Below are 22,256 nucleotides of genomic sequence, written 5' to 3'. Positions count from 1 at the left end.
GAGACGTTATGTTCTTAAAACAATGGGGTGCCGCAGCCGCGTGCTGCGCCGCCCTGTTGCTGACGGCCTGCACGGTGGTGGATCTGGACGAAAACGGCAAGCCTATTCTGCCTGCCGACCCGAATGCCAAAGCCAGTTTCGACAACCTGACGCCACAGCAGATCGCGCAACAAACCTGGAAATCTCGAGTCATGGATGCCGCTCACCAGCATGCGCTGGATGCCGGCGCGCTGGACGCCCGTCGGCAGGCGTCCGGCAGTACGCCGGACAGCGTGTTTGTTCAATTGACCAGCGACGTGACCGCCGTTGACGTCAGCAACGAGCGCGAACAGAAGCTGACGGTCAGCCTGAACGGCCAGCCGCTGACCATTCAGGTCGGGCCGGTAATGCGCGGCAACGCCATTCGTGATGCAACCGGCTTTAAGTTTGAAGACTTCACCAACCAGGTCCAGTTCGCCCAGCTTTCGCGCGCCTATAACCGCGAAGCGATAAAACAGCTGCCGAAGATCGACGCCAACTGGGTCGGCAAGCCGGTCGGGGTTCTGTTTGCCGTCACCTTAATTAACGGCAAAGCGCAGGATGCGGCGGCGCTGGAACTGAAACAGGAGGCACCGTGATGAGCAACCATTCTGCTGATGACATCATCCTGCGCGCCCGCGGTATTTCGATGCTCTTCCCCGGCACCATCGCGTTGGATAACGTGGATTACAACGTCTGGCGCGGCAAGGTTAATGTGATTATTGGCGAGAACGGCGCGGGCAAATCGACGCTGATGAAAATTCTCGCCGGCGTGCAGCAGCCAAGTCGTGGCGAAATGGTGCTTAACGGTAAACCGGTCCATTTCTCCAGTACCCGCGAAGCCGCGGCACACGGTATCGGCATGGTGCATCAGGAGCTGAACCTGTTTGAAAACCTGAACGTGGCGGAGAATATTTTTCTTGGCCGCGAACTGCAAAACGGCGTTACGCCGATTAACGAAGCCGAGCAGGAGCGCCGCGCCGCCGAGCTGCTGCAACGTCTCGATCAGCCCATTTCGCCGCGCGAACTGGTAGGCAATCTGAAGGTCGGTCAGCAGCAGCTGGTAGAGATAGCCAAAGCGCTGGCGGAAAACGCCGATATCCTGATTCTCGACGAACCCACCTCCGCGCTCAGTAAAACCGAGGTGGAAATTCTGTTTCGCGTGATTCGCGAGCTGACCCGCCAGGGGGTGTCGATTATCTATATTTCGCACCGTCTGGAAGAGCTGATGGCAATTGGCGACATGATCACCATTCTACGCGACGGCAGGTTCCAGTCAGAGGCCCGGGTAGCCGATATCGACGTGCCGTGGATCGTGCGCGAAATGCTCGGCAGCGATCCGGTCAGCAACTTCCTTGAACCGGGGCGCACCTTCGGGCCGCCGCTGCTGGAAGCGGAGAAGATCACCTGCGTTAACGCCGCCGGGAACACGGTGGTTAACGACGTGAGCTTTAAGGTTCACGCGGGCGAAATTGTCGGTATTTACGGGCTGATGGGCGCGGGCCGTACCGAGCTGTTTGAGTGCATGCTCGGCACGGAGCGCAACTACCTTGGCAAACTGTGGCTCGACAGCAAACCGGTGCCGCAGCGCTTAACGCCCGCCGAACGCATCCGCATGGGGATGAGCCTGGTGCCGGAAGATCGTAAACGGACCGGTATTTTCCCCATCTCGTCGGTCGCCAATAACCTGACGATTGCCAGCCTCTGGCGACGGCTGCGGCGCGGGCTGACCATCGCCAACGGTGAGGAAAACGCGGTGGTGGCCAGCACCATTGGTAATCTCTCCATTAAGGTGTCGTCGCCGGAGGTGGAAATCCAGGCGCTCAGCGGCGGCAACCAGCAAAAGGTGGTGATTGGCCGCTCGTTGTTAACCAACCCGAAGGTGCTGTTCCTCGACGAACCGACGCGCGGCATCGATATCGGAGCGAAGGCCGACGTGTTTCGCATGATGGTGCAGCTTTCTCAGCAGGGGATCGCCGTGGTCTTCTCCACGTCCGATTTAAAAGAAATTATGGCGGTTTCCGACCGTATCCTGGTGATGTCTGGCGGCAAGCTGACGGCAGACATCGCGCGCGAACGGGCTGAGGAATCGGCGCTGGTTTCAGCAAGTGCTCAGGGGTTTTAAGATGAAAACGACTCAATCTGTCGCGTTAACGCCGCGCGGCGGGGCTTCGCTGTCCCGTGAAAACATTCTGCTGCTTCTGCTGAAGCTGCGTACCTTTATCGCGCTGTTCCTGATCGTCGGCTTTTTCACCATCACCGTACCGGGCTTTTTGTCGGCGGGCAGTATGGTGATCATGATTAAACATATCGCCATCAACGCGTTCCTGGCGCTGGGCATCACGTTTGTGATCATCACCGCCGGTATCGACCTCTCCATCGGCGCCACCCTCGGGCTGTGCGGAATGATCGCCGGGTGGCTAATTACCAAAGGTATCGTACTGCCGATGTTCGGCATCGCTATCTTCCCCAGCGTCTGGCTGATTGTGCCGATTGTGCTGGTGATTGGCGCGCTCATCGGCGCGGTGAACGGCTGGATTATCACCCGCTATAACGTCGCGCCGTTTATCTGCACCCTCGGCACCATGTACGTGCTGCGCGGCGCGGCGATGCTCACCTCGGATGGGCAAACCTTCCCGGGTCTTTCCGGCAATCCACAGTTGGGCAATACCGGGTTTGACGAGATTGGCGCCGGTTCGCTGTTCGGTATTCCGTGGGCTATCTGGCTGATGATTGTGCTGGCGCTGATCATCGCCTATATCGCCCGTCGCCTGCCTTTTGGTCGCCACGTTTACGCCATTGGCGATAACGAGCGCGCGGCGGAACTCTCCGGCGTGAAGGTCAAGCAGGTAAAAGTGCTGGTCTATACCCTCTCCGGTTTCTGCGCGGCCATTGCCGGGATTGTGGTCTCCGCCCAGTTGCTGGCAAGCCACCCGGCCAACGGCACCGCCTTTGAAATGAACGCCATTGCCGCCGTGGTGCTCGGCGGCACCTCGCTCGCTGGCGGACGCGGCACCATTCTCGGTACGCTTATCGGCGCGTTTGTGATCGGTTTTCTTGCCGACGGGCTGGTGATGATGGGCGTCAGCGAGTTCTGGCAGATGGTCATTAAAGGCATCGTGATCATCGTGGCGGTGATTATCGACCAGATGCAAAACCGCATGCAGCAGAAGGCCGCGGTGGTGGCGCAGAAGGCGGTGATGGAAAACAAATAGTCACCACAATTTATCAAGCCCCGCGGAATTTGTCGGGCCGGTCTTTTTTTCGCCGCCGTCAGTGCGTTACGCTGTCTGGCGGCGGATTTTTTATATTAAGGAAAATCATGTGTTGAAATACTCCCCTATTGTTATCTCCCTCGCCAGCGCCCTGCTACTCGGCCATGCCTGCGCGGCAACCACCACAGACACCAGCGACTCACGCGCCCGTACGGTGATTACCACCGATGGTGAAGTCGATGATATGAACTCATTAATTCGCGCGTTTTTATACGCCAACGATATGGATATTGCCGGTATCGTGCTGACCAGTTCGGTTTATCACTACGCTGGCGACGCGGAAAAAGGGATCAAGCCCTACCGCTGGACCGGAACCCAGTGGGTCTACAACTATATTGCAGATTACGGCAAGGTCTATGACAACCTGAAAGCACACGACCCGCGTTACCCCACGCCTGAATACCTGCGTTCCATTACCAAAATCGGCAATATCAGTAATAAGGGCGATATGGCGCAGGAGACCGACGGTTCTCGCTTTCTCGAAAAGCTGTTCCTCGATAACGATAGCCGCACGCTGTACGTACAGACCTGGGGCGGAACCAACACCACCGCCCGTGCATTAAAATCCATTGAGGATCGTTATAAGAACAGCGCCGAATGGCCCGCTATCCAGCAAAAAATTAATCACAAGCTGGTGCTGTATATTATTCTCGACCAGGACAACAGCTATAACGACTACATCGCAACGCATTGGCCGAATTTAAAAACCATTAACGACCGCAGCAATTTTTGGCATTTTGCCTATGCATGGAAATACCACAGCGACGAACTGAATAGCCGCCTGAAGGGAGACTGGAGCTATCACCATCTGGTCGATAATAAAGGGCCGCTGATGGCCAACTACGCCTTAATGGGCGATGGCAAAATGATTGACGGTGAGCTGTATGACGAACAGCGCGGCACCGATGATTACCTGCGCAAAAATCCGCAGTATCAGAAATATGATTTTATTTCCGAGGGCGACTCCCCTTCCTTTTTATATCTCATCGACAACGGCCTTCGCAGCCGCGAAAACCCGGCCTATGGCGGTTGGGGCGGGCGATTTGGCCCCGCTCAGAACAATCGTGATATCAATAACGTGCTGGACTACAACATCTATACCCAGCGATATGAAGCGCAGTACAGCCTGAGCCGCTGGTTTGATGATATACAAAATGACTTCGCCGCCAGAGTTAACTGGTCCACGACCCGTGACGATACGGCGGTTAACCATCCACCGAAGGTGTCGGTCAAAGAGGGGCTGAATATTCGAGCCCGTCCGGGTGAAACCGTCAACCTGACGGCGCTGGCCAGCGACCCGGACGGCAATGCCCTCAGCTATCACTGGTGGCGCTATTTCGAAGCCGATACTTTTCAGGACAGCGAACCGACAACGCAACCGGTTGTCGATAATTCACTGGGCATGCAGTTGGATATCACCCGAACGCCGGATAAGACAGAGAAAATCAATACCATTGCCCTTCAGCGTGCAGACACGCCCAACATGTCGTTCGTTGTACCGCAGGATGCTAAAACCGGCGACACACTCCACATGGTAGTGACCGTTCGCGACAACGGAAAACCGGTGTTAACTCGTTATCAGCGCGTGATTATCACGGTCGAGTAAAACGCGCGGTGAGGGTCAGATCTCTGACTATCAGCCGTGATGCCGGGTGGCGGCTACGCCTTACCCGGCCTACAGGTTTTGCGATATCACGCAGGCCTGATAAGCGAGGCGCCGTCAGACATGTCATTCGCAGCACACTTTACCCGCGGCCAACGCCGCGTTCAAAGAACCTAATTTTGACGACATACCTCACTTAAGCTTTGCCATTGCCGTTAATGCTCAAAACCCCTATCAGAACATCAGCCATAGAGTGGTTTTTCTTGCTCCTCCTCCCGACAGATTTTGTGATTGCCATCAAACTTGCTGGTTTTACAGATAGCGCTGCACATGTAACTTGCTTACCCTATAAGAATAAATAATCAATACTGAATATATATTCAAACCATCAAAATCCATCTTCCACTCTCATAGACTCAGAGAGGTTGTAAATGAACTACCAGCAAGTATCGGATAACATCATCAGGAACATTGGCGGTACCCGCAATGTTACAAAACTGATCCACTGCGCTACCCGACTTCGCTTCACCCTCCAGGATACCGGCCAGGCCGACATTGAGCAGTTAAAAAAAATTGATGGCGTACTGACCGTCATTGTAAGCGGCGGTCAGACCCAGCTGGTCATCGGTGATGAAGTTGGTAACCTCTTTAATGTGCTGCAAAAAAACTGGGACAGGCATCGACCGAGGAAATAGAGAGTTCACCGCGAGAGGAATTACCAGCTGGTAATGTACTGGAACGACTGATCAAAACAATCTCTGGTATTTTTATTCCACTGATTGGCTTGATCGCCGCTACGGGTATTCTTAAAGGTTTTCTTACTGCTGCAGTCGTGCTCAATGTTGTCAGCGATAAGAGCAGCACCTGGCAAATTCTGTCGGTTGTAGCAGATGCATTCTTCTATTTCCTGCCAGTTATTCTCGGTTTTTCTGCAGGGAAAGCGTTCAACACGAATCCTTATATTACTGCGACTGTAGGTGCGGCACTTATTCACCCAACAATGGTAGAGTTCTATAAAGAAGGTACAGCACTCACCTTCCTCGGCATCCCAGTTATACTGATGAGCTACGCTCAATCAGTCATTCCAATTATTATTGCAGCCAAAGTGACAGCAATTGCAGAGCAATTTTTAAAGAAAGTTTTGCCTATCGCGATTCAGCTTATCTTCGTTCCACTCATCCTTTTTGTCGTCATTATTCCAGCAACGTTCCTGGTTATTGGTCCTGCATCGATTTATGCCAGTAAAGGGCTCGCCGACATTTCTCTCGCGCTCTATCATCTGAGCCCGGTCGTTACAGGTTTTATTCTTGCCGGTATCTGGCAGGTAGCCGTTATTTTCGGTCTGCACTGGGCATTTATCCCTATTTTTATCAACAACATTTCGGTCTATGGCTATGATCCTATTAATGCCATGCTCTATTGCACTGTTTTTGCACAAACCGGAGCTGCACTCGCCGTTGCTCTGAGAGCTAAAGAAGAAAAACTGAGAACAGTCTCTTATACCGCAACACTATCTGGATTCCTGGGGATAACAGAACCTGCAATTTACGGCGTTAACTTGCCACTACGTAAACCCTTTATCATGGCATCAATAGGCTCGGCTTTCGGCGGAGCGATAGCCGGTTATTTCAGCGCTAAAATGTTCGGCGGTTTTGCTCAGGGCGGAATATTCGGCGTCCCGTTATTCATCGACCCCGCTGGTTTAGGCGCCTCTTTTTACGGTTTCTGTATGTCACTCGTCGTTGCGTTCTTCATCGCCTTAATTCTTACCTGGACCATGGGATATCAGCTTACAGCAGAAAAAGATGCTGTTTTAAAGCGAAACTAATTTATATTTTAGGTGGTTATTATGTTGGCTATATGTACTGATAAAAGGCATTTTTTGAAAGACGGCGAGCACTTTTTTTTCCTTGCCGATACCGTATGGAGCGTGTTTACCAACGCATCAATGCCTGACTGGATTACCTATCTTGAGCACCGAAAAAAGCAGGGTTTTAACACCCTGCAAATAAATGTGTTGCCGCAGTGGGATCGAAGCAAAAAAACACATACGCCTCACCCATTCCCCATTGATGAACAGGGTTATTATGACATTAGCCAACCAAATCATGGCTATTTCGATAATGCCCGCCAAATGCTGATGGAGGCGCATAATAGAGGTTTTGAAGTCGCATTAGTGCTGGTCTGGTGTTCGTATGTTCCCGGCAGTTGGGCCGACAAGCTACAGCGTACAGTGATGCTGCGTAAGAATGATATTCATCGCTACGTTGCTCTGGTCCATCAATGGTTCTCCATGGTATCGCCTCTCTATATTATTAGCGGCGATACCGGATTTGAGTCAGACGATATTATCGACTACTACACCATTGCCCTCGATACGATCAAAAGGCTTTCCCCGCAATCACTGACGACGCTGCATATTCGCGGCCGATTGTCTGAAATCCCGACAAGGTTGAAAGAGAGCGACAAGATTGATTTTTGGTTTTATCAGTCTGGACACAACGCGCAGCATCCTGAAATGGCCTATACCCTGGCCCAAACCTTCTTCAATGAGTATCCAGAAAAACCGATTATCAACTCAGAACCCTGCTACGAAATGATGGGTTATAGCCGCGGGCAGTATGGTCGTTTCGATAGAACTGCAGTCAGAAAAGCAGCCTGGCAGAGCGTGCTATCGGGCGCTAGCGCGGGAATCACCTATGGCGCGCATGGTCTATGGAGCTGGCATACTCGTGATTCCGTCTATGGCACGACGATGGGAGAAGGCTTTTTACCGCCTTACTATTGGGATGAAGCGCTCGATTTTCCCGGAGCCAATGATTATGCCTGGCTGAAAAATCTGATTACGCGCCACCAACTCTGGAATCTGCAGCCCTACGCTGGCCTACGAAACAGCCCAGAGCCAATACGCGCTGCGCGCCATGGCGATCATCTTCTGATCTACGTGCCCTATAATATTCAACTTACCCTGGAATCCGAGTCGTCGTTAAAACAAGCGACTATTGTAGAACTGGAAAGCCAAAAAACCATCAGCTTCCCTCTAGCAAGAAAAGACAACAACGTCGTTATTCCGATGACGTCGTTCACCGGTGACTGCCTTTACATTCTGCATGATGGCAGTTTCACATTGTAGCGACAGTGCGTTGCAGTCACGGCGCGGCGACCGCCTGGAATTACCGGGCAAACCATGGATAGCGCTGCGCCTACGGCGGGTGTAAGTTACACCAGCAGCTCAGTGATCCCGTCGGAGCTGAGCTGCACCAGCCCCTTCACCCCGTAGTAGTAGCCCGTTTTATAGTGGCGAATGCGGATTTCGCTAATGTGCCTGTCCGGGCTGTCGTTCAGCATCCCCTGCGTCAGCGGCAGTATCTCATCGCCATAATCTTCAAACAGTTCGCCGGTCACAATCACGTTTTTAATGTTGTGGATAGGCGCAGTACAGCAAATCGCGAAATACAGCGCTTTGGCCGTCGATAACAGCGTGGCGGGTTTATTGCCCTCCTCGACGTTGAACGCTTGCTCAATACCGCCCTCATAAGGCAAATGGACAATCTCCGGGTAGAAGCCGTTCTCGCCTAACCCGGTTTCGCCATTCATGCAGTAGCCGTATCCCAGGCTGCCAAACCCCGGCATAAATGCCACCCAGGACATGCCCGGCGACAGTTTTGCCAGCATATGGCTGGTGCAATGGGCGATGTTAAAAATCTGCGCCGCGATGCCGATGGCATCCTCAACTTCGCGTTTAAGATTGACGTTATTTTCGTTGAACAGCGGGCAATAGCGGACAATGCCGGTGAAATGTTCAATCCCGCCCTGCAAGGCAATGCTGATCACTTTGACGCGCGACAGCAAAACCTGCGCCGATTCGCAAAGCGTTTTGGCGCAATCGACCACTATTTTCACCAGCGCCTGTGGCGTCATCAGCTCGGCCAGAGCGCAATCATAGCTCGCCAGTACCGGCTGCTGCGTGTTGTAGTCGTTTAGCGTGGCTTGCAAATTGCCTTTGCGCAGCATGATGTTGATGCTAAACCAGGTGTGGGTTTTCACCGCCAGCATCTGTTGGGGACGACCAAAAGTGACATCCTTCACCTCTCGCTCTTCGATGAGCCGGTCGGCTAACAGCTGAGAGGTCAGTTTGGTGATATAGGCTTTGGTAACGCCGAGTCGACGGGTCATCTCCGCCCGCGACTCGTTTTCACTGTGCAGAATATTGAGGATCTGCTTTTTATAATCCATGATGTTAGGCCCCGGTGCACTATTGAACGTCCTGGCGCCGGTATCATAACATCCTGGCCGCATATTACCTGCCCTTCTCTTTACGTCGTAGCAGCAGCACCCAATCGCTGCCGGTATCCGGCGGGTCGATGCTCAGGAAAAAGGTTTCCGAAATATCCTCGCTCACTCGGTTCAGAATGCCGTAACGCGGGTCAAACCAGCTTATCTCAAACCCAGTGTCGGCAAAGGCGCTAACGTCCACCACCACGTTTTGCTGTTCTGGAATATAGACCGCAATCCAGCGATGTTGCGCATCGCGCATCGCGCGGCAGTGACGGCGGTCGCTCGGATTGTCACCGAGCAAAAGCGTCTGGTCCGGTACACGCTGCCACCACTCGGGCAGCGATTCAATAAAGCGACGCAGTTGGCCGATATTAAACGCCCCCGGATAATTGAGCACCTCGAACCAGTAGGGGATCGTATCCCCCCGATAGGTGCTGGCGGCGCTTTCGGGAATCGCGATAGCGTCATCTTCCGGACGACGCATTTGCCACAGGCTATAGCAACCGTAGGTGATCCCCGAGCCGCCGGCAAATACCGACCAGTAGCTGGTACGCCGGATCTCGCGGTCGGTAAAACGGCTGGCATCCTGCGAGCGCTTAAACTGATGCTGACACATCACCGGATGCGCCTCGTAGCAAGGCTCGCTGTCGAGGACCGGTTTATCCTGACGCTGGTAGTCCATCTCAATCGGCCGCCACGAAGGGTACGCCTGCCCCATATGGCCGGTTTGCCAAACCACAAAGTCGTGCCACGACCGCTCGCCCAGCATATCAAGGGTACTACGTCCTCCCTGGGTGTGGACAGTGATCGGCGCATCACCGCTGCCGCCCGCCCGTAGTCCTTTCGCCATTTCCTCCAGCAGTTGGCGCTGATCTTCACCGACGATGGCGCGATCGCCGCCAATCATCCACAACAGGCCCGTACCCTGCATTTTGTCGCTCAGATAGCGGCAAAATGCAGCAATATTATGTCGATTAAACAGCGGCTTTCGGTCCTGCCCCCAGCTATTGTTGACGCTCCAGTGGGAGCCCCACATCGGCACCAGCGCAATCACGATGCCTAACTGGTTCGCCCGTTCGGTAACCAAACGGATATGGTCAAAATAGGCCTCGTTTGGCTCCAGCGTCAACAGGTCATGAAAAGGCAGATGCCTGCCTTCATAGGTAGGCGTATGCAGCCCGTCCAGTTCGCAGACCGCGACCGCCTGCACCACGTTAAAGCCCTTCTCCGCGCGATTGCGTAAGTAGCGTTCCGCTTCTGACAGCGTCAATTTATGGAACAGCTCCCATGCGGTACAGGCCGTATAGAAAAAGGGCTGATTGTCCTCGTCGTAGAAGCTTCGGCCATTAATGCGCAGTTTTTTCATTACCAACTCCTGATGATAAAGATGGGGTGTCCTGAACAAAGGCCTGGCACGTTTTTTCATCCAGTCTGTAGCGCGAGAAGATAAACGCGGCGATAAACATACAGGCGGCAGGTAGCCAGGCGTACAAAAGGGTAAAAGCGGAAAGTTGATGCGACGTGGCGCTGGTCATGGTGTCGGGATTGTAGCCATACCACGCCAGCACGTAGCCAATAATCGCGCCGCCGATAGCCATACCGGCCTTGGTGGCAAACAGCATCCCGCCACCTATCATGCCGTTAATACGCACGCCGTAGCGGTGGAAACCGTAATCAGCCACGTCGGCCACCGTCGCCCACAGGATCACGGCGATAAGCTCAACTGCCAGCGTCGCCAGCACGAACAGCGCCGCGTGGAAATAGACGGCGCTGGTCGGGGTCAGGCCGATGATTAGCGTGATCAGGCCGCCGACGACCTGGCTTATCACCAGTAGCGGGATACGTTTAATCCAGCCTTTTTTTAGCCAGTAGCCGGTCAGCAGCGGCGCGACGATACCGGCAACAGATCCTGCGGTTAACAGCAGGCTGAGGAACGATCCCGGCATATTGAGTACATATTTCACGAAATACGCGGCCGCGCCGAACTTCAGGGTATTCATAATCATCACCACCAGTTGGGCGGCAAACACAACCATCGCCTGGTCGTTTTTAAAAACAAACTGCACCTGCGCCTTCAGGCTGAGCGTCTGATCCGCATCCGATAACACTCGCTCGGTGGTGTTGAAATAGCACAGCAGCACCAACACGGTAGACAACAACCCGATACCGCACATCACCACGCGATAGCCCAGCACGTCATTGTCGAACAGCGCAATTAGCGTCGGCACCAGCAAAGAGCAGATAAGATAGGAGACTTTCGCCAGCGGGAAACGAATGGCGTTAATCTGGATACGCTCCTCGCTATCAGCTGAAATTGCCCCCAGCAACGAGACGTAGGGCACCACCACCAGACTGAAGGTCAGCACCAGAATGATATAGGTCACATAGGCGTACAGCGTGCGCCCCACTTCACCGAGATCCGGCGAGAAGAACACGGCAGCGCAGCTCAAGCCGTAAGGCAGCGCGAACCACAGTAACCAGGGGCGATAGCGACCCAGCCGCGAGCGGGTACGATCGGATAGCGAGCCGATAACCGGGTCGCTGATGGCATCAATCAGGCGGGTAATTAAAAACAGCGTCCCCATGGCCGCTGGGTTGAGTTTAAAAACGTCGGTGTAATAGATGGAGAGAAACATCATCGTCATACCCATAAAGATATTGGCCGATGTATCTCCAAGCCCGTAGCAGAACTTTTCACGAAAGCGTATTGGCGTTGTGGCGAGTGTTTTCATTGTTGTTCACCATCCGGTTTGTCACTGTAGGATTCAGCGATCGCTAACTTAGTAAACCATGGAAACAAAGTTAAGCTCATTTAGTTTCTTTTGTGAACTTAGTCAATAAATAAACACCTCGCGAAAAAGGTGTTTAAAAATTAATATCTATATTTCAATGAAATAGAATCACTCTTTGATCAAAGAGCGTGCGGTTGGATAATCCGTAATCAACACATCGATATATTCCCCGCGCAGCGCGCCGCGAATCGCATTGCTTTTCTCCACGCCTCCCGCCAGCGCAACAACGTGCGGACAAGCGCGGGTTTGATCAAGCTCCATGCCGATAACCGGGTCTTCCTCATGACTGAGCACCGGTTTGCCCTCGGCGTCGTAGTAGTGCAGACAGATGTCCCCTACCGCGCCGCGTTCGGCCAGCAGTTCGAGCATTTCTTCGTTGTAGTAGTTGCCGGAGTTTTTCAGCAGCTGCGACGGTTCCAGGTCGCCAATGCCAACGATCGCCACGTCCACTTCGGCAAATTTATTCACCACCGCTTCAACGTCCGGGCTGTTCACCAACCGCGCGCGCTCTTCGACCGAGTGTTCAATACTCTGCGATGGCAGCAGCCACGCCGGACAGCCAAGATGCGCCGCCAGCTGCTGGGTCAGAATGGTCGCCTGTACGTTGCCGTTCGGCCCGACCCCGCCCAGCAGTTGAATTACCCCTGCGGCGCGGATGTTCTGCGGGTGCATTTCATCGACCATACAGCGAATGGTACTGCTCCAGGAGGAGATCCCCACCAGGTCTTCCGGGCGCAGGCGAGTTTCCACATAGTGTGCCGCCGCGCTGCCGATGGCATGCTTAATTTGCGAACTGCTGGCGTTTTCACCGACGTCAACGACGATGGCCTGACGGATACCGTAGCGCTGTTCAATCGCTTTCTCCAGCTCGACAAAAATATTGGTCGGCTGCACGACGGTGATTTTCACCAGCCCCTCTTTCTGGCAGCGCGTCAGGGCGCGGGAGACAAAAGATTGCGACAGATGCAGCAACGACGCTATCTCAGACTGTTTTTTATTTTCGCTATAGTAAAGCGTGGCGATCTTCACCAGCAACCGCTGTTCATCCTGCTTAGACATGGCATTCCCCTTAATTCCCTGCCTGTTATTTTTATTCATAGCTGAATAGATAACAAGCGCGCCCTGCATTCCGCTCAGATCTCAAATGTGATCGTTTTCTCTTTTTACAGAAAACGGCTGACAGAAGTCGTGGACAAACCCCATTTCAGAGCCTACCTTACAATCATGAATAATAAATCAGTAGTGAATATATATTCAGGTCGATAAAAATGCCTTATCTGGCGGCTATCTGGCAATGACAGGCATATTGCCCCTTTTTTTCGCCCCGGCTGAATTTTTATTCAAATCAGAATTAACATTCAAGAGGTATGCTATGAATCCGTTTTCGCTCTCCATAGAAGCGTTAGAGAAGAAAGCCCGGGCCATTCGCCGTCGCATTATCGTGCTGAATGCCGAAAGCCCGGCGGGCGGGCACACCGGGGCCGATCTGTCTCAGGTTGAGCTGCTCACCGCCCTCTATTTTCGCATCCTGAACTGCTCGCCGGAACGGAAGGACAGCGATGACAGGGATATCTACATTCAGTCTAAGGGGCATGCGGTTGGCGGCTATTACTGCGTTCTGGCAGAAGCCGGGTTTATTCCAGAAGCCTGGCTTTCTACCTACCAACACGCCGACTCGCACCTTCCGGGCCACCCGGTACGTCACAAAACGCCGGGGATCGAACTCAATACCGGCGCGCTAGGTCACGGCCTGCCCGTTGCCGTGGGTATTGCGCTGGCGGCTAAACGCGATAACAGCAAACGCCGGGTATTTGTGGTCACCGGCGACGGCGAGCTGGCGGAAGGCAGCAACTGGGAGGCGGCGCTGGTTGCCGCCCACTACCAGCTGGATAATCTTTTTATCATCAACGATAAAAATAGCCTTCAGCTAGCTGGGCCGACGAAAGAGATCCTGAACACCGACCCGCTGGACGAAAAGTGGCGCGCCTTCGGGATGGAGGTGACCGAATGCAACGGCAACGATATGGCTGATGTTGTCGCCACTCTGGAAGGGCTGCAGCCGCACGGAAAACCGCATGTGGTGATAGCGAAAACCACTAAAGGCGCGGGCGTCTCGTTTATCCAGGGACGATCTGAGTGGCACCACCGGGTACCAAAAGGTGAAGAAATTGAACTGGCGCTGGAGGAACTGAAAGATGAGTAATAGCGAACACCTGGCTACCGTCATGGTAAATGCCTTTATCGATGCCGTCGATCGTGGCGTTGACCTGGTACCGGTAGTGGCCGATTCCACCTCCACCGCCAAAATTGCCCCGTTTATGCAGAAATTTCCCGGGCGACTGGTTAACGTCGGCATTGCCGAACAGACGCTGGTTGGCGCCGCGGCGGGTCTGGCGCTGGGCGGCAAAATCGCCGTCACCTGTAACGCCGCACCGTTTCTGATTTCCCGCGCCAACGAGCAGATTAAGGTCGATATTTGCTACAACAACACCAACGTTAAACTGTTTGGCCTGAACTCCGGTGCCAGCTATGGCCCGCTGGCCAGTACGCACCACAGTATCGACGATATCGCCGTGCTGCGCGGCTTTGGCAACATTGAGATTTACGCGCCATCCAGCCCGCAAGAGTGCCGACAGATTATCGACTACGCGCTGGACCACGTCGGGCCGGTCTATATCCGCCTCGACGGTAAAGCGCTGCCGGAACTGCATGACGAAGGCTATCAGTTTACGCCGGGGAAAATTGACGTGCTGCGCCAGGGTAAGGATGTGGCGCTGGTGGCGATGGGGTCGACGGTGCATGAAATCGTGAGCGCTGCCGCCGAGCTGGCGCAAAGAGGTATTGAGGCGACGGTTATCAGTGTACCTTCTATTCGTCCCTGTGATACGGCGCAGCTCCTCTCACTCCTGAAGCCGCACCGGGCGGTGGTCAGCGTTGAAGAACACAATATTAACGGCGGCGTCGGTAGTCTGGTGGCGGAAGTGCTGGCGGAAGCAGGCTGCGCCATTCCGCTGCGTCGGCTGGGGATTGCCGATGGCAAATATGCCCTTGCCGGCGACCGTGCGGCAACGCGCGCTTACCATGAAATTGATACGGCGGGCGTCGTCAAACATGCCGTCGCCCTGTACCAGACACACGCCAAACAATAACAACAAAGAATATCTTACTGGAGAATTAGCGATGTCCCGAATTCCACAAACGCTGACGATGGGTGTCATTATTGGCAACCGCGGATTTTTCCCCAGCTACCTGGTCGCCGAAGCCCGCGAGCAGGCCACCGCGCTGTTTGCTCGCCTGGGCATTAACACCATTATGCTGGATGACAGCCAGACCGAGCTGGGCGGCGTCGAAACGCGCCAGGATGCCAAGATTTGCGCCGACCTGTTCCGCGCCCACCGTGATGATATCCACGGTGTCGTGGTACTCCTGCCTAACTTTGGCGATGAAAAAGCGGTCGCCGAAACCCTGCGCCTCTCCGGCCTCAACGTGCCGGTACTGGTGCAGGCGGAAGAAGATAACCTCGATAAAATGGGGCTGGCGACGCGCCGCGACAGCTTCTGCGGCAAAATCTCCCTGTGCAACAACCTGCGCCAGTACGGCATTCCGTTTACCCTGACCACCCAGCACGTCTGTGCGCTGAGCGGCGACATTTTCGCCAAAGACCTACAGCGATTTGCGCAGGTCTGCCGCGTCGTTAGCAGCATGCGCGGCGTACGCGTTGGGGCGATCGGCGCGCGTCCGGCGGGCTTTAACACCGTGCGCTACAGCGAAAAGCTGCTGGAAAGGCTGGGTATTGCCGTCGAAACCCTCGATCTCTCCGAAGTCTTTACCCGCATTAAGCAGCTGCGCGATGACGATATCCGCGTTGATGAAAAACGTCGTCTGCTGCTCGACAACGCCGATGCCAGCCGCATCCCAGCCGATAAACTGGTGACCATGGCCAAGCTGTTTGTGGTCATCAGCGAATGGGTCATCGCCAATGATATCGATACCACGGCAATTCAGTGCTGGACCTCATTACAGGAAAACCTCGGCATTAACGTCTGTTCCATTATGAGCGTGATGTCTGGGCAACTGATGCCCAGCGCCTGCGAAGTGGATGTGATGGGCGCGCTTTCTATGTATGCGCTGGCTAGCAGCAATCTCAGCCCCGCCTCTATCGCCGACTGGAACAACAACTTCGGCGAAGATCGCGATAAATGCGTGCTGTTCCACTGCGGCAACTTTGCCTCCGCCAGCCTGGAGTCACCGCATATGGGCACCGCCGATATCATCGGCACCACCGTCGGTAAAGAGAACACCTGCGGCGCGGTGCACGGGCGCATGAAGAGCGGCGAGCTGACCTATTTCCGCTTAAGTACTGACGATCTGACCGGTGAAATCAAAGCCTACGTCGGCGAGGGCCGCTCGGTGGACGATCCGCTGGATACCGTCGGCTGCCGCGCGGTGATTCACGTTCCGCAGCTGGAAAACCTGCTGTCGTGGATCTGCCGCAACGGCTTTGAACATCACGTGGCGATGAACCACTCCGCCAGCGCGGCGGTGCTGCACGAAGCCTTCACGCGCTATCTTGGGGTTAACACCTACCTGCATCAGTGAGGCGACCGTGGCCAGTAAAGAGGTAATTATTGCCCTCGATGAAGGGACAACCAATGCCAAGGCCGTGGCGCTGGACGCCAGCGGCAAAGTGCTGGTATCCCGCTCCCGCGCGCTGAGCATCAACACGCCGCGCGAGGGTTGGGTAGAACAGCCGGCGGAACTGCTGGTAAGCGCATCGCTGGCGGTTATTGCAGAGGTTATCGAGACGGTAGGCGCGGACAACGTGGCGGCGCTGGCGATCAGCAACCAGCGCGAGACCGCGGTGGGCTGGTACCGCAATAACGGTCGGCCGTTGGGTGCCGCCATTACCTGGCAGTGTTCACGCACCGCCGGGTTCTGCCAGTCTCTCCGGCAACAGGGAAAAGAGGCGCAGATCAAAGCTGTAACCGGTCTCCCGATCGCGCCGCTTTTCTCTGCCTCCAAAATGCGCTGGCTGCTGGAGTCCGTGCCTAACGGCGTCGGGCTGGCAGAGAGCGGCGAGATCTGTCTGGGCACCGTCGATAGCTGGCTGCTGTGGAATCTGACCGGCGGCGACGCTTTTTGCTGTGACTATTCCAATGCCGCCCGCACCCAGCTCTTTAACCTGCATACCGCCAATTGGGACGACGAGATGCTGGCGTTATTTGGCATCCCGCGCCAGGCGTTGCCGGAAATTCGCCCTTCCAGCGGTCTATTTGGCTACACCCATAAATGCGCAGGCATTCCCGACGGCATTCCGGTAATGGCAATGATCGGCGATTCTCACGCCGCCCTCTTTGCCCATGGATTAGGCAGCGCGGGCTGCGTGAAGGCCACCTACGGAACAGGCTCGTCGGTGATGGCGCCGGTAAATTCAGCGCAGTCTGGCGTGGATGCGCTCGCCACTACCGTTGCCTGGCATGACGGCGAACGGCTGGTATACGGGCTGGAAGGCAATATTCCGCACACCGGTGATGCGGTGGCGTGGATGGTGGAAAGCACCGGTTTAGACCTGCTGCCGCCCTCTGAGCTGGCGCAACAGCTAAGCCAGCTCCCCGCTTCCGTAGACTCCACGCTGGGCGTCTATTTCGTGCCTGCGCTTACCGGGCTGGGCGCGCCATGGTGGGATGAAAATGCGCGCGGGATGATTCGCGGCCTGAGTCGAGGCGTGAAGCGCGCGCACCTGGTCAGAGCGGCGCTGGAGTCAATCACCTATCAGATTGCGGACGTGGTCATGACCATGCGCCAGCACGATGATTTTGCCTTAACGGCGCTAATGGTTGACGGCGGCCCAACCCGTAACGACTGGCTGATGCAGTACCAGGCCGACCTGCTCGGTTGCCCGGTCATGCGCAGCGATGTGACCGAGCTTTCCGCCATGGGGGCTGCCCTGCTGGCGCGTAAAGCGCAACGCGGCCTGCCTACCGCCGAACTGCGCCAGTTCTTACCGGAGCATGTGAGCTTCCAGCCCGATATGGCGCGTCACGGCCGTTTGCAAAAACGTTGGCACGAGTGGCAGTCTGCGGTTGAACTAACCCGTTTACAGACCGCCCCCCTCTGACTCGACCGTCCAGGAGGTGAAGCATCCCCTTCACCTCCTTCTCCCTTCCACCAGTCATAAATATGACCGGAAATCGAAAATAACGAATCAACAACCAGATTTCCCCTTTCTATTAAGATAAAAAATCAATAAATCCGTCACATATCAGTTTCAATCCCTACAAAAATATAGTTTCCTCGCGCAATTACCCCTATTATTTCTTTGATACATTTATATAAGCAATGAAACAATTGCTGGGAATTAAGGAATCCAATGAATACGCAAACACGGACACGGAAAGAAGTGAGCGAGAGCCGGCTGATGAGCGGCTTTCTCAATGCCATTGAAAAAGCAGGCAACCGTCTGCCGGAACCGGCGCTGATCTTTTTCTACTTTTTACTGGCGGTCATGGGCCTGTCGGCAGTGCTGTCGATGATGACGTTTGACGTCATCAACCCGATGACCCAGGAAGCCGTCAAGGTCAACAACCTGCTCTCCGCCGAGGCGCTGACCAACACGCTGGCCAATATGGTCACCACCTTCACCGGCTTCGCGCCGCTGGGGATTGTGCTGGTCGCCATGCTCGGCGTGGGCGTGGCGGAAAGCTCCGGCTTTATCAACGTGGCGCTGAAAAAGATGCTACGCGTGACGCCGAAAAAACTGCTGACGCCAATGCTGATTTTCGTCGCCATGTTCAGCCACGTGGCGGCGGATGCGGGCTATGTGCTGGTAATCCCGCTGGGGGCAATTATCTTTATGTCCGCCGGACGCCACCCGCTGGTGGGGATTGCCGCCGCGTTCTCCGGCGTTTCCGGCGGTTTCGCCGCCAACATGGTACCAACCGGTAACGACGCGCTGCTGCAAGGGTTTACTCAGGCCGCAGCCCAACTGCTCGACAGTACCTACACCGTCAATACCCTGTGTAACCTGATCTTTGGCATCGCCTCTTCTATCGTGATCACGCTGGTTGGCTGGTGGGTCACCGAGCGTATCGTCGAACCACGCGTTAGCAAAATGACCATCGACGGCGACTTTAAGCACGATGAAGATATGTCCAACGTCACGCCGCAGGAAAGCCGCGCCTTTAACCGCGCGTCGCTGGTGATGCTGCTGGGCCTTGCCGCACTGGCTGCCGCCGCCTGGCCGGAAGGCTCAATGCTGCGCGGGAGCGACGGCTCGCTGACCTCGTATAGCGCGCCGATTATGAAATCTATCGTGCCGCTGATTTTCCTGATCTTTATCCTGCCGGGCATCGTATACGGCTTTGCCTCCAGCACCTTTAAAACCGGCAAAGACGTCATTGGCGCGATGAATGACTCGATGAGCAAAATGGGCTCATACATGGTGATGGCCTTCTTCTGCGCCATGTTCATCAAAGCATTCAGCGACTCCAACATCGGCACGCTGGTGGCTGGTGGGCGCGGACGGCTTAAAAGTACTTGCGCTGCCGGGGCAGGCAACCATCATCGGGATGATTGTTCTGACGGCGGTGGTTAACCTGTTGATTGGTTCAGCGTCGGCAAAATGGGCGCTGCTGTCGCCGATTATGGTCCCGATGCTGATGGCGGTAGGGATTTCGCCGGAGCTGACTCAGGCGGCGTTCCGTATCGGTGACTCCTGCACCAACATCATTACTCCGCTGATGGTCTTCTTCCCGCTGATTGTGATCTATTGCCAGCGCTACGTGAAAGGTGCAGGCGTAGGTACGCTGGTCTCGATGATGATGCCTTACTCCATCGCCTTCTTCATCGCCTGGAGCGCGCTGTTACTGCTGTGGTGGGGGCTTGGTCTGCCGTTGGGTATTGCAGCGCCGTATACCTGGAGTCCGAGCTAAGGTTCAGCTTCAACGCAGTTCCCTCTCCCCAATGGGGGGAGGGAACCCACGCCACAAGATCTACACCGCTAAATGGGCAAAACGGCCCAGCACGTCCTGTAAAATCCCGAGTCCTTTCTTCACCTGTTCAGCGTTGATGGTACACGGCGGCACCACGTGAATACGGTTCTCCACCACAAAACTCAGCAGCCCCGCTTCGGTTAACGCGCCCTTAATCTCCGCCATATTCCCCGCCGCCAGCGGCGTTTTCTTCACGCGATCGCTGACCAGTTCCAGCGCCTGGAAGACACCACGACCGCGAACGTCACCCACCAGCGGCGAACGCTCCGCCAGTGCTTCCAGCCCCTGGCGCAGCACACCGTTGCCGATCAGCGCCGCGTTTTCCACAATCCCTTCGTCTTTCATCGCGTCCAGCGTCGCAACGATCGCCGCCATCGCCAGCGGGTGGCCGGAGTAGGTCAAGCCACCGGCAAAGAAGCGATCGTCAAAGTAGTGGGCGATCCGATCGCTGATGATCACCCCGCCTGCTGGTACGTATCCGGCGTTCACCCCTTTGGCAAAAGTGATCAGATCCGGCACGATGCCATCCTGCTCGAAGGCAAACCAGCTGCCGGTGCGGCCAAATCCCGCCATCACTTCATCAAGAATCAGGATGATGTTGAACTCGTCCGCCAGCGCGCGGACACCTTTCATATAGCCTTCCGGCGGCACCAGAATGCCCGCCGTGCCCGGAATCGACTCCAGCAAAATGGCCGCGATAGAGGATGGGCCTTCGCACTCGATCATCCGCCGCAGATGGGCCAGCGCGCGACGGCACTCTTCCTGCTCAGTGGTGGCGTTAAATTCGCTGCGGTACAGATACGGGTTAAAGAAGTGAACGTGGCCGCGCGAATATTCGTTCGGCACGCGACGCCAGTCGCCGGTAGCGGCAATCGCGCTGCCGGTATTGCCGTGATAGGAGCGGTAGGCTGACAGCACTTTGTCGCGACCGGTGTACATGCGCGCCATGCGGATGGCGTTCTCGTTAGCGTCGGCCCCGGCGTTGGTAAAGAACACTTTGCTAAACCCTTCCGGCGCGAGGCCAATAATACGCTTTGCCGCCTCGCCGCGCGCCAGGTTGGCGGTTGCAGGCGCAATAGTCACCAGCGTCTCCAGTTGCTCCTTCATCGCCGCCAGCACGCGGGGGTGCTGATAGCCCAGGTTAACGTTTACCAGCTGGCTGCTGAAATCCAGATAGGTTTTGCCGTCGTAATCCCACAGCTCACAGCCTTTCGCCCCGGCAATCACCAGCGGGTTGAGGTTGCCCTGCATTGACCAGGAATGAAAAACATACTCTCTGTCCAGTTGGCGGACGGCCTGATTGTTTAACTCTGTCATCGTCGTTCCTCGCATAGCGTTGGCGTTGATTCATCATGTCGTCGACAGAAAAAAAAGTGATAGAGCCAGTGTAGACCGACGGCTGTGACAACGTGTCACATCGCCGCGCCGCGACTGTCCCTCGGCAGGGCGCGTAAGGGTTTTTATAGTGACCTGAACAACCTGCACAGGAGAGCACAATGCAACAACGTAACGTGGTGTTTATTACCGGGGCGACCTCCGGCTTTGGGCAAGCGGCAGCGCACGTGTTTGCGCGGGCGGGCTGGGCGCTGGTATTGAGCGGCCGCCGGCTGGCGCGGTTACAGGCGCTACAAAACGACCTGGCATCGCGGGTGCCGGTGCATGTTATCGAACTGGACGTGCGGGATAGCGCGGCGGTGGCGTCAGCCGTCGCCGCATTACCGCTCGAATTTGCCGACGTCACCACGCTCATCAACAATGCCGGTCTGGCGCTGTCGCCGCAGCCCGCGCAGAAGGTGGATCTCGTGGACTGGCACACCATGATAGATACCAATGTCACCGGGCTGGTCAACGTGACCCACGCGCTGCTGCCCACGCTGGTTCGCCACGGCGCAGGCGCAAGCATTATCAACATTGGTTCGATTGCCGGGCAGTGGCCGTATCCGGGCAGCCATGTGTATGGCGCCAGCAAGGCGTTTGTGAAGCAGTTCAGCTATAACCTGCGCTGTGACCTGTTAGGCACCGGCGTGCGCGTCACCGACCTGGCACCGGGTATTGCCGAGACGGAGTTTACGCTGGTGCGCACCAAAGGCGACCAGGCGGCATCCGACGCGCTGTATCGCGGCACCACGCCGCTGTCAGCGCTGGATATCGCTGAACAGATGTTTTATATCGCGACGCTGCCGGATCATATGAATATTAACCGCGTGGAGGTGATGCCGGTGCGTCAGGCCTGGCAGCCGTTCGCGATTGACCGGGATTAGCACGGTGCACGCTCCCCCTCACCCTAACCCTCTCCCCA

The 22,256-nt window shown here is 55.5% G+C and carries 19 protein-coding genes; 14 read left to right on the top strand and 5 right to left on the bottom strand.

Going from position 1 to position 22,256, the window contains the following annotated elements; genetic code table 11:
* The first annotated feature begins 8 nt into the window (after nucleotides 1–8).
* The 7 genes from M989_RS19850 to M989_RS19820 all read left to right on the top strand — a co-directional run bounded on the left by M989_RS19850 (nucleotide 9) and on the right by M989_RS19820 (nucleotide 8,029).
* Entirely contained in the window at nucleotides 9–617 is a 609-nt protein-coding gene (locus tag M989_RS19850; protein ID WP_064548164.1) for a DUF2291 family protein, read from the top strand.
* On the top strand, nucleotides 617–2,143 hold the full coding sequence (locus M989_RS19845; RefSeq protein ID WP_209438775.1) for a sugar ABC transporter ATP-binding protein: 1,527 nt from the start codon (nucleotides 617–619) through the stop codon (nucleotides 2,141–2,143). Before M989_RS19850 ends, M989_RS19845 begins: the two co-directional genes overlap by 1 nt.
* A 1-nt stretch (nucleotide 2,144) precedes the next feature.
* The gene (locus M989_RS19840; RefSeq protein WP_064548161.1) at nucleotides 2,145–3,233 is read left to right on the top strand and encodes an ABC transporter permease; all 1,089 of its coding nucleotides are present in this window, start codon (nucleotides 2,145–2,147) and stop codon (nucleotides 3,231–3,233) included.
* Nucleotides 3,234–3,342: 109 nt separating this feature from the next.
* Nucleotides 3,343–4,899, top strand: a complete 1,557-nt coding sequence (locus M989_RS19835; RefSeq protein WP_083965181.1) for a DUF1593 domain-containing protein — start codon at nucleotides 3,343–3,345, stop codon at nucleotides 4,897–4,899.
* Nucleotides 4,900–5,327: 428 nt separating this feature from the next.
* Nucleotides 5,328–5,591 carry a PTS transporter subunit EIIB gene (locus tag M989_RS26090; RefSeq protein WP_064548159.1) on the top strand — a complete coding sequence of 88 codons (264 nt, stop codon included), beginning with the start codon at nucleotides 5,328–5,330 and terminating at the stop codon, nucleotides 5,589–5,591.
* Nucleotides 5,592–5,680: 89 nt separating this feature from the next.
* Complete coding sequence (locus M989_RS19825; RefSeq protein ID WP_064548158.1) at nucleotides 5,681–6,724, top strand: PTS transporter subunit EIIC; 1,044 nt, start codon at nucleotides 5,681–5,683, stop codon at nucleotides 6,722–6,724.
* Nucleotides 6,725–6,745: 21 nt separating this feature from the next.
* Complete coding sequence (locus tag M989_RS19820) at nucleotides 6,746–8,029, top strand: glycoside hydrolase family 140 protein (RefSeq protein ID WP_064548156.1); 1,284 nt, start codon at nucleotides 6,746–6,748, stop codon at nucleotides 8,027–8,029.
* 86 nt (nucleotides 8,030–8,115) lie between these two features.
* Here the strand turns inward: M989_RS19820 and M989_RS19815 are convergent, their stop codons facing one another.
* From M989_RS19815 to M989_RS19800, 4 genes are all read right to left on the bottom strand, one after another.
* Entirely contained in the window at nucleotides 8,116–9,132 is a 1,017-nt protein-coding gene (locus M989_RS19815) for a hypothetical protein (protein WP_064548154.1), read from the bottom strand.
* A 64-nt stretch (nucleotides 9,133–9,196) separates the two neighbouring features.
* Entirely contained in the window at nucleotides 9,197–10,540 is a 1,344-nt protein-coding gene (locus M989_RS19810) for a glycoside hydrolase family 140 protein (protein WP_064548152.1), read from the bottom strand.
* Nucleotides 10,521–11,906 carry an MFS transporter gene (locus M989_RS19805; protein ID WP_064548150.1) on the bottom strand — a complete coding sequence of 462 codons (1,386 nt, stop codon included), beginning with the start codon at nucleotides 11,904–11,906 and terminating at the stop codon, nucleotides 10,521–10,523. Before M989_RS19805 ends, M989_RS19810 begins: the two co-directional genes overlap by 20 nt.
* Nucleotides 11,907–12,074: 168 nt before the next feature.
* Entirely contained in the window at nucleotides 12,075–13,025 is a 951-nt protein-coding gene (locus tag M989_RS19800) for a sugar-binding transcriptional regulator (protein ID WP_064548148.1), read from the bottom strand.
* 313 nt (nucleotides 13,026–13,338) lie between these two features.
* Here M989_RS19800 and M989_RS19795 point away from each other — a divergent pair, with 313 nt between their 5' ends.
* The 6 genes from M989_RS19795 (at nucleotide 13,339) to M989_RS26395 (ending at nucleotide 19,897) form a co-directional block, all read left to right on the top strand.
* Nucleotides 13,339–14,169 (top strand): transketolase, encoded by an 831-nt coding sequence (locus M989_RS19795; RefSeq protein WP_064548143.1) that lies wholly within the window; start codon nucleotides 13,339–13,341, stop codon nucleotides 14,167–14,169.
* Nucleotides 14,162–15,115: a transketolase family protein gene (locus tag M989_RS19790; protein ID WP_064548141.1), complete on the top strand. Its 954-nt coding sequence runs from the start codon at nucleotides 14,162–14,164 to the stop codon at nucleotides 15,113–15,115. Before M989_RS19795 ends, M989_RS19790 begins: the two co-directional genes overlap by 8 nt.
* 31 nt (nucleotides 15,116–15,146) lie before the next feature.
* On the top strand, nucleotides 15,147–16,565 hold the full coding sequence (locus M989_RS19785; protein ID WP_064548139.1) for an L-fucose/L-arabinose isomerase family protein: 1,419 nt from the start codon (nucleotides 15,147–15,149) through the stop codon (nucleotides 16,563–16,565).
* Between the two features lie 7 nt (nucleotides 16,566–16,572).
* A complete protein-coding gene (locus tag M989_RS19780) occupies nucleotides 16,573–18,084 on the top strand; it encodes an FGGY family carbohydrate kinase (protein ID WP_064548137.1) in 1,512 nt (503 codons plus the stop codon).
* A gap of 252 nt (nucleotides 18,085–18,336) precedes the next feature.
* A complete protein-coding gene (locus M989_RS19775; protein ID WP_280686400.1) occupies nucleotides 18,337–19,560 on the top strand; it encodes an AbgT family transporter in 1,224 nt (407 codons plus the stop codon).
* A complete protein-coding gene (locus M989_RS26395) occupies nucleotides 19,535–19,897 on the top strand; it encodes an AbgT family transporter (protein ID WP_280686398.1) in 363 nt (120 codons plus the stop codon). The genes M989_RS19775 and M989_RS26395 overlap by 26 nt, the downstream gene beginning before the upstream one ends.
* Nucleotides 19,898–19,957: 60 nt before the next feature.
* Here the strand turns inward: M989_RS26395 and M989_RS19770 are convergent, their stop codons facing one another.
* Nucleotides 19,958–21,274: an aspartate aminotransferase family protein gene (locus M989_RS19770; protein ID WP_416374526.1), complete on the bottom strand. Its 1,317-nt coding sequence runs from the start codon at nucleotides 21,272–21,274 to the stop codon at nucleotides 19,958–19,960.
* Between the two features lie 179 nt (nucleotides 21,275–21,453).
* On the opposite strand from M989_RS19770, the gene M989_RS19765 reads away from it, so the two are divergent.
* On the top strand, nucleotides 21,454–22,218 hold the full coding sequence (locus tag M989_RS19765; RefSeq protein ID WP_064548133.1) for an SDR family NAD(P)-dependent oxidoreductase: 765 nt from the start codon (nucleotides 21,454–21,456) through the stop codon (nucleotides 22,216–22,218).
* Nucleotides 22,219–22,256: the final 38 nt, after the last annotated feature.

Origin of the sequence: Kluyvera georgiana ATCC 51603 (assembly GCF_001654985.1) — a bacterium.
GTDB lineage: Bacteria > Pseudomonadota > Gammaproteobacteria > Enterobacterales > Enterobacteriaceae > Kluyvera > Kluyvera georgiana.
Note: the sequence above shows the minus strand (reverse complement) of the source record. Positions and strands in the feature narration are given on the sequence as shown.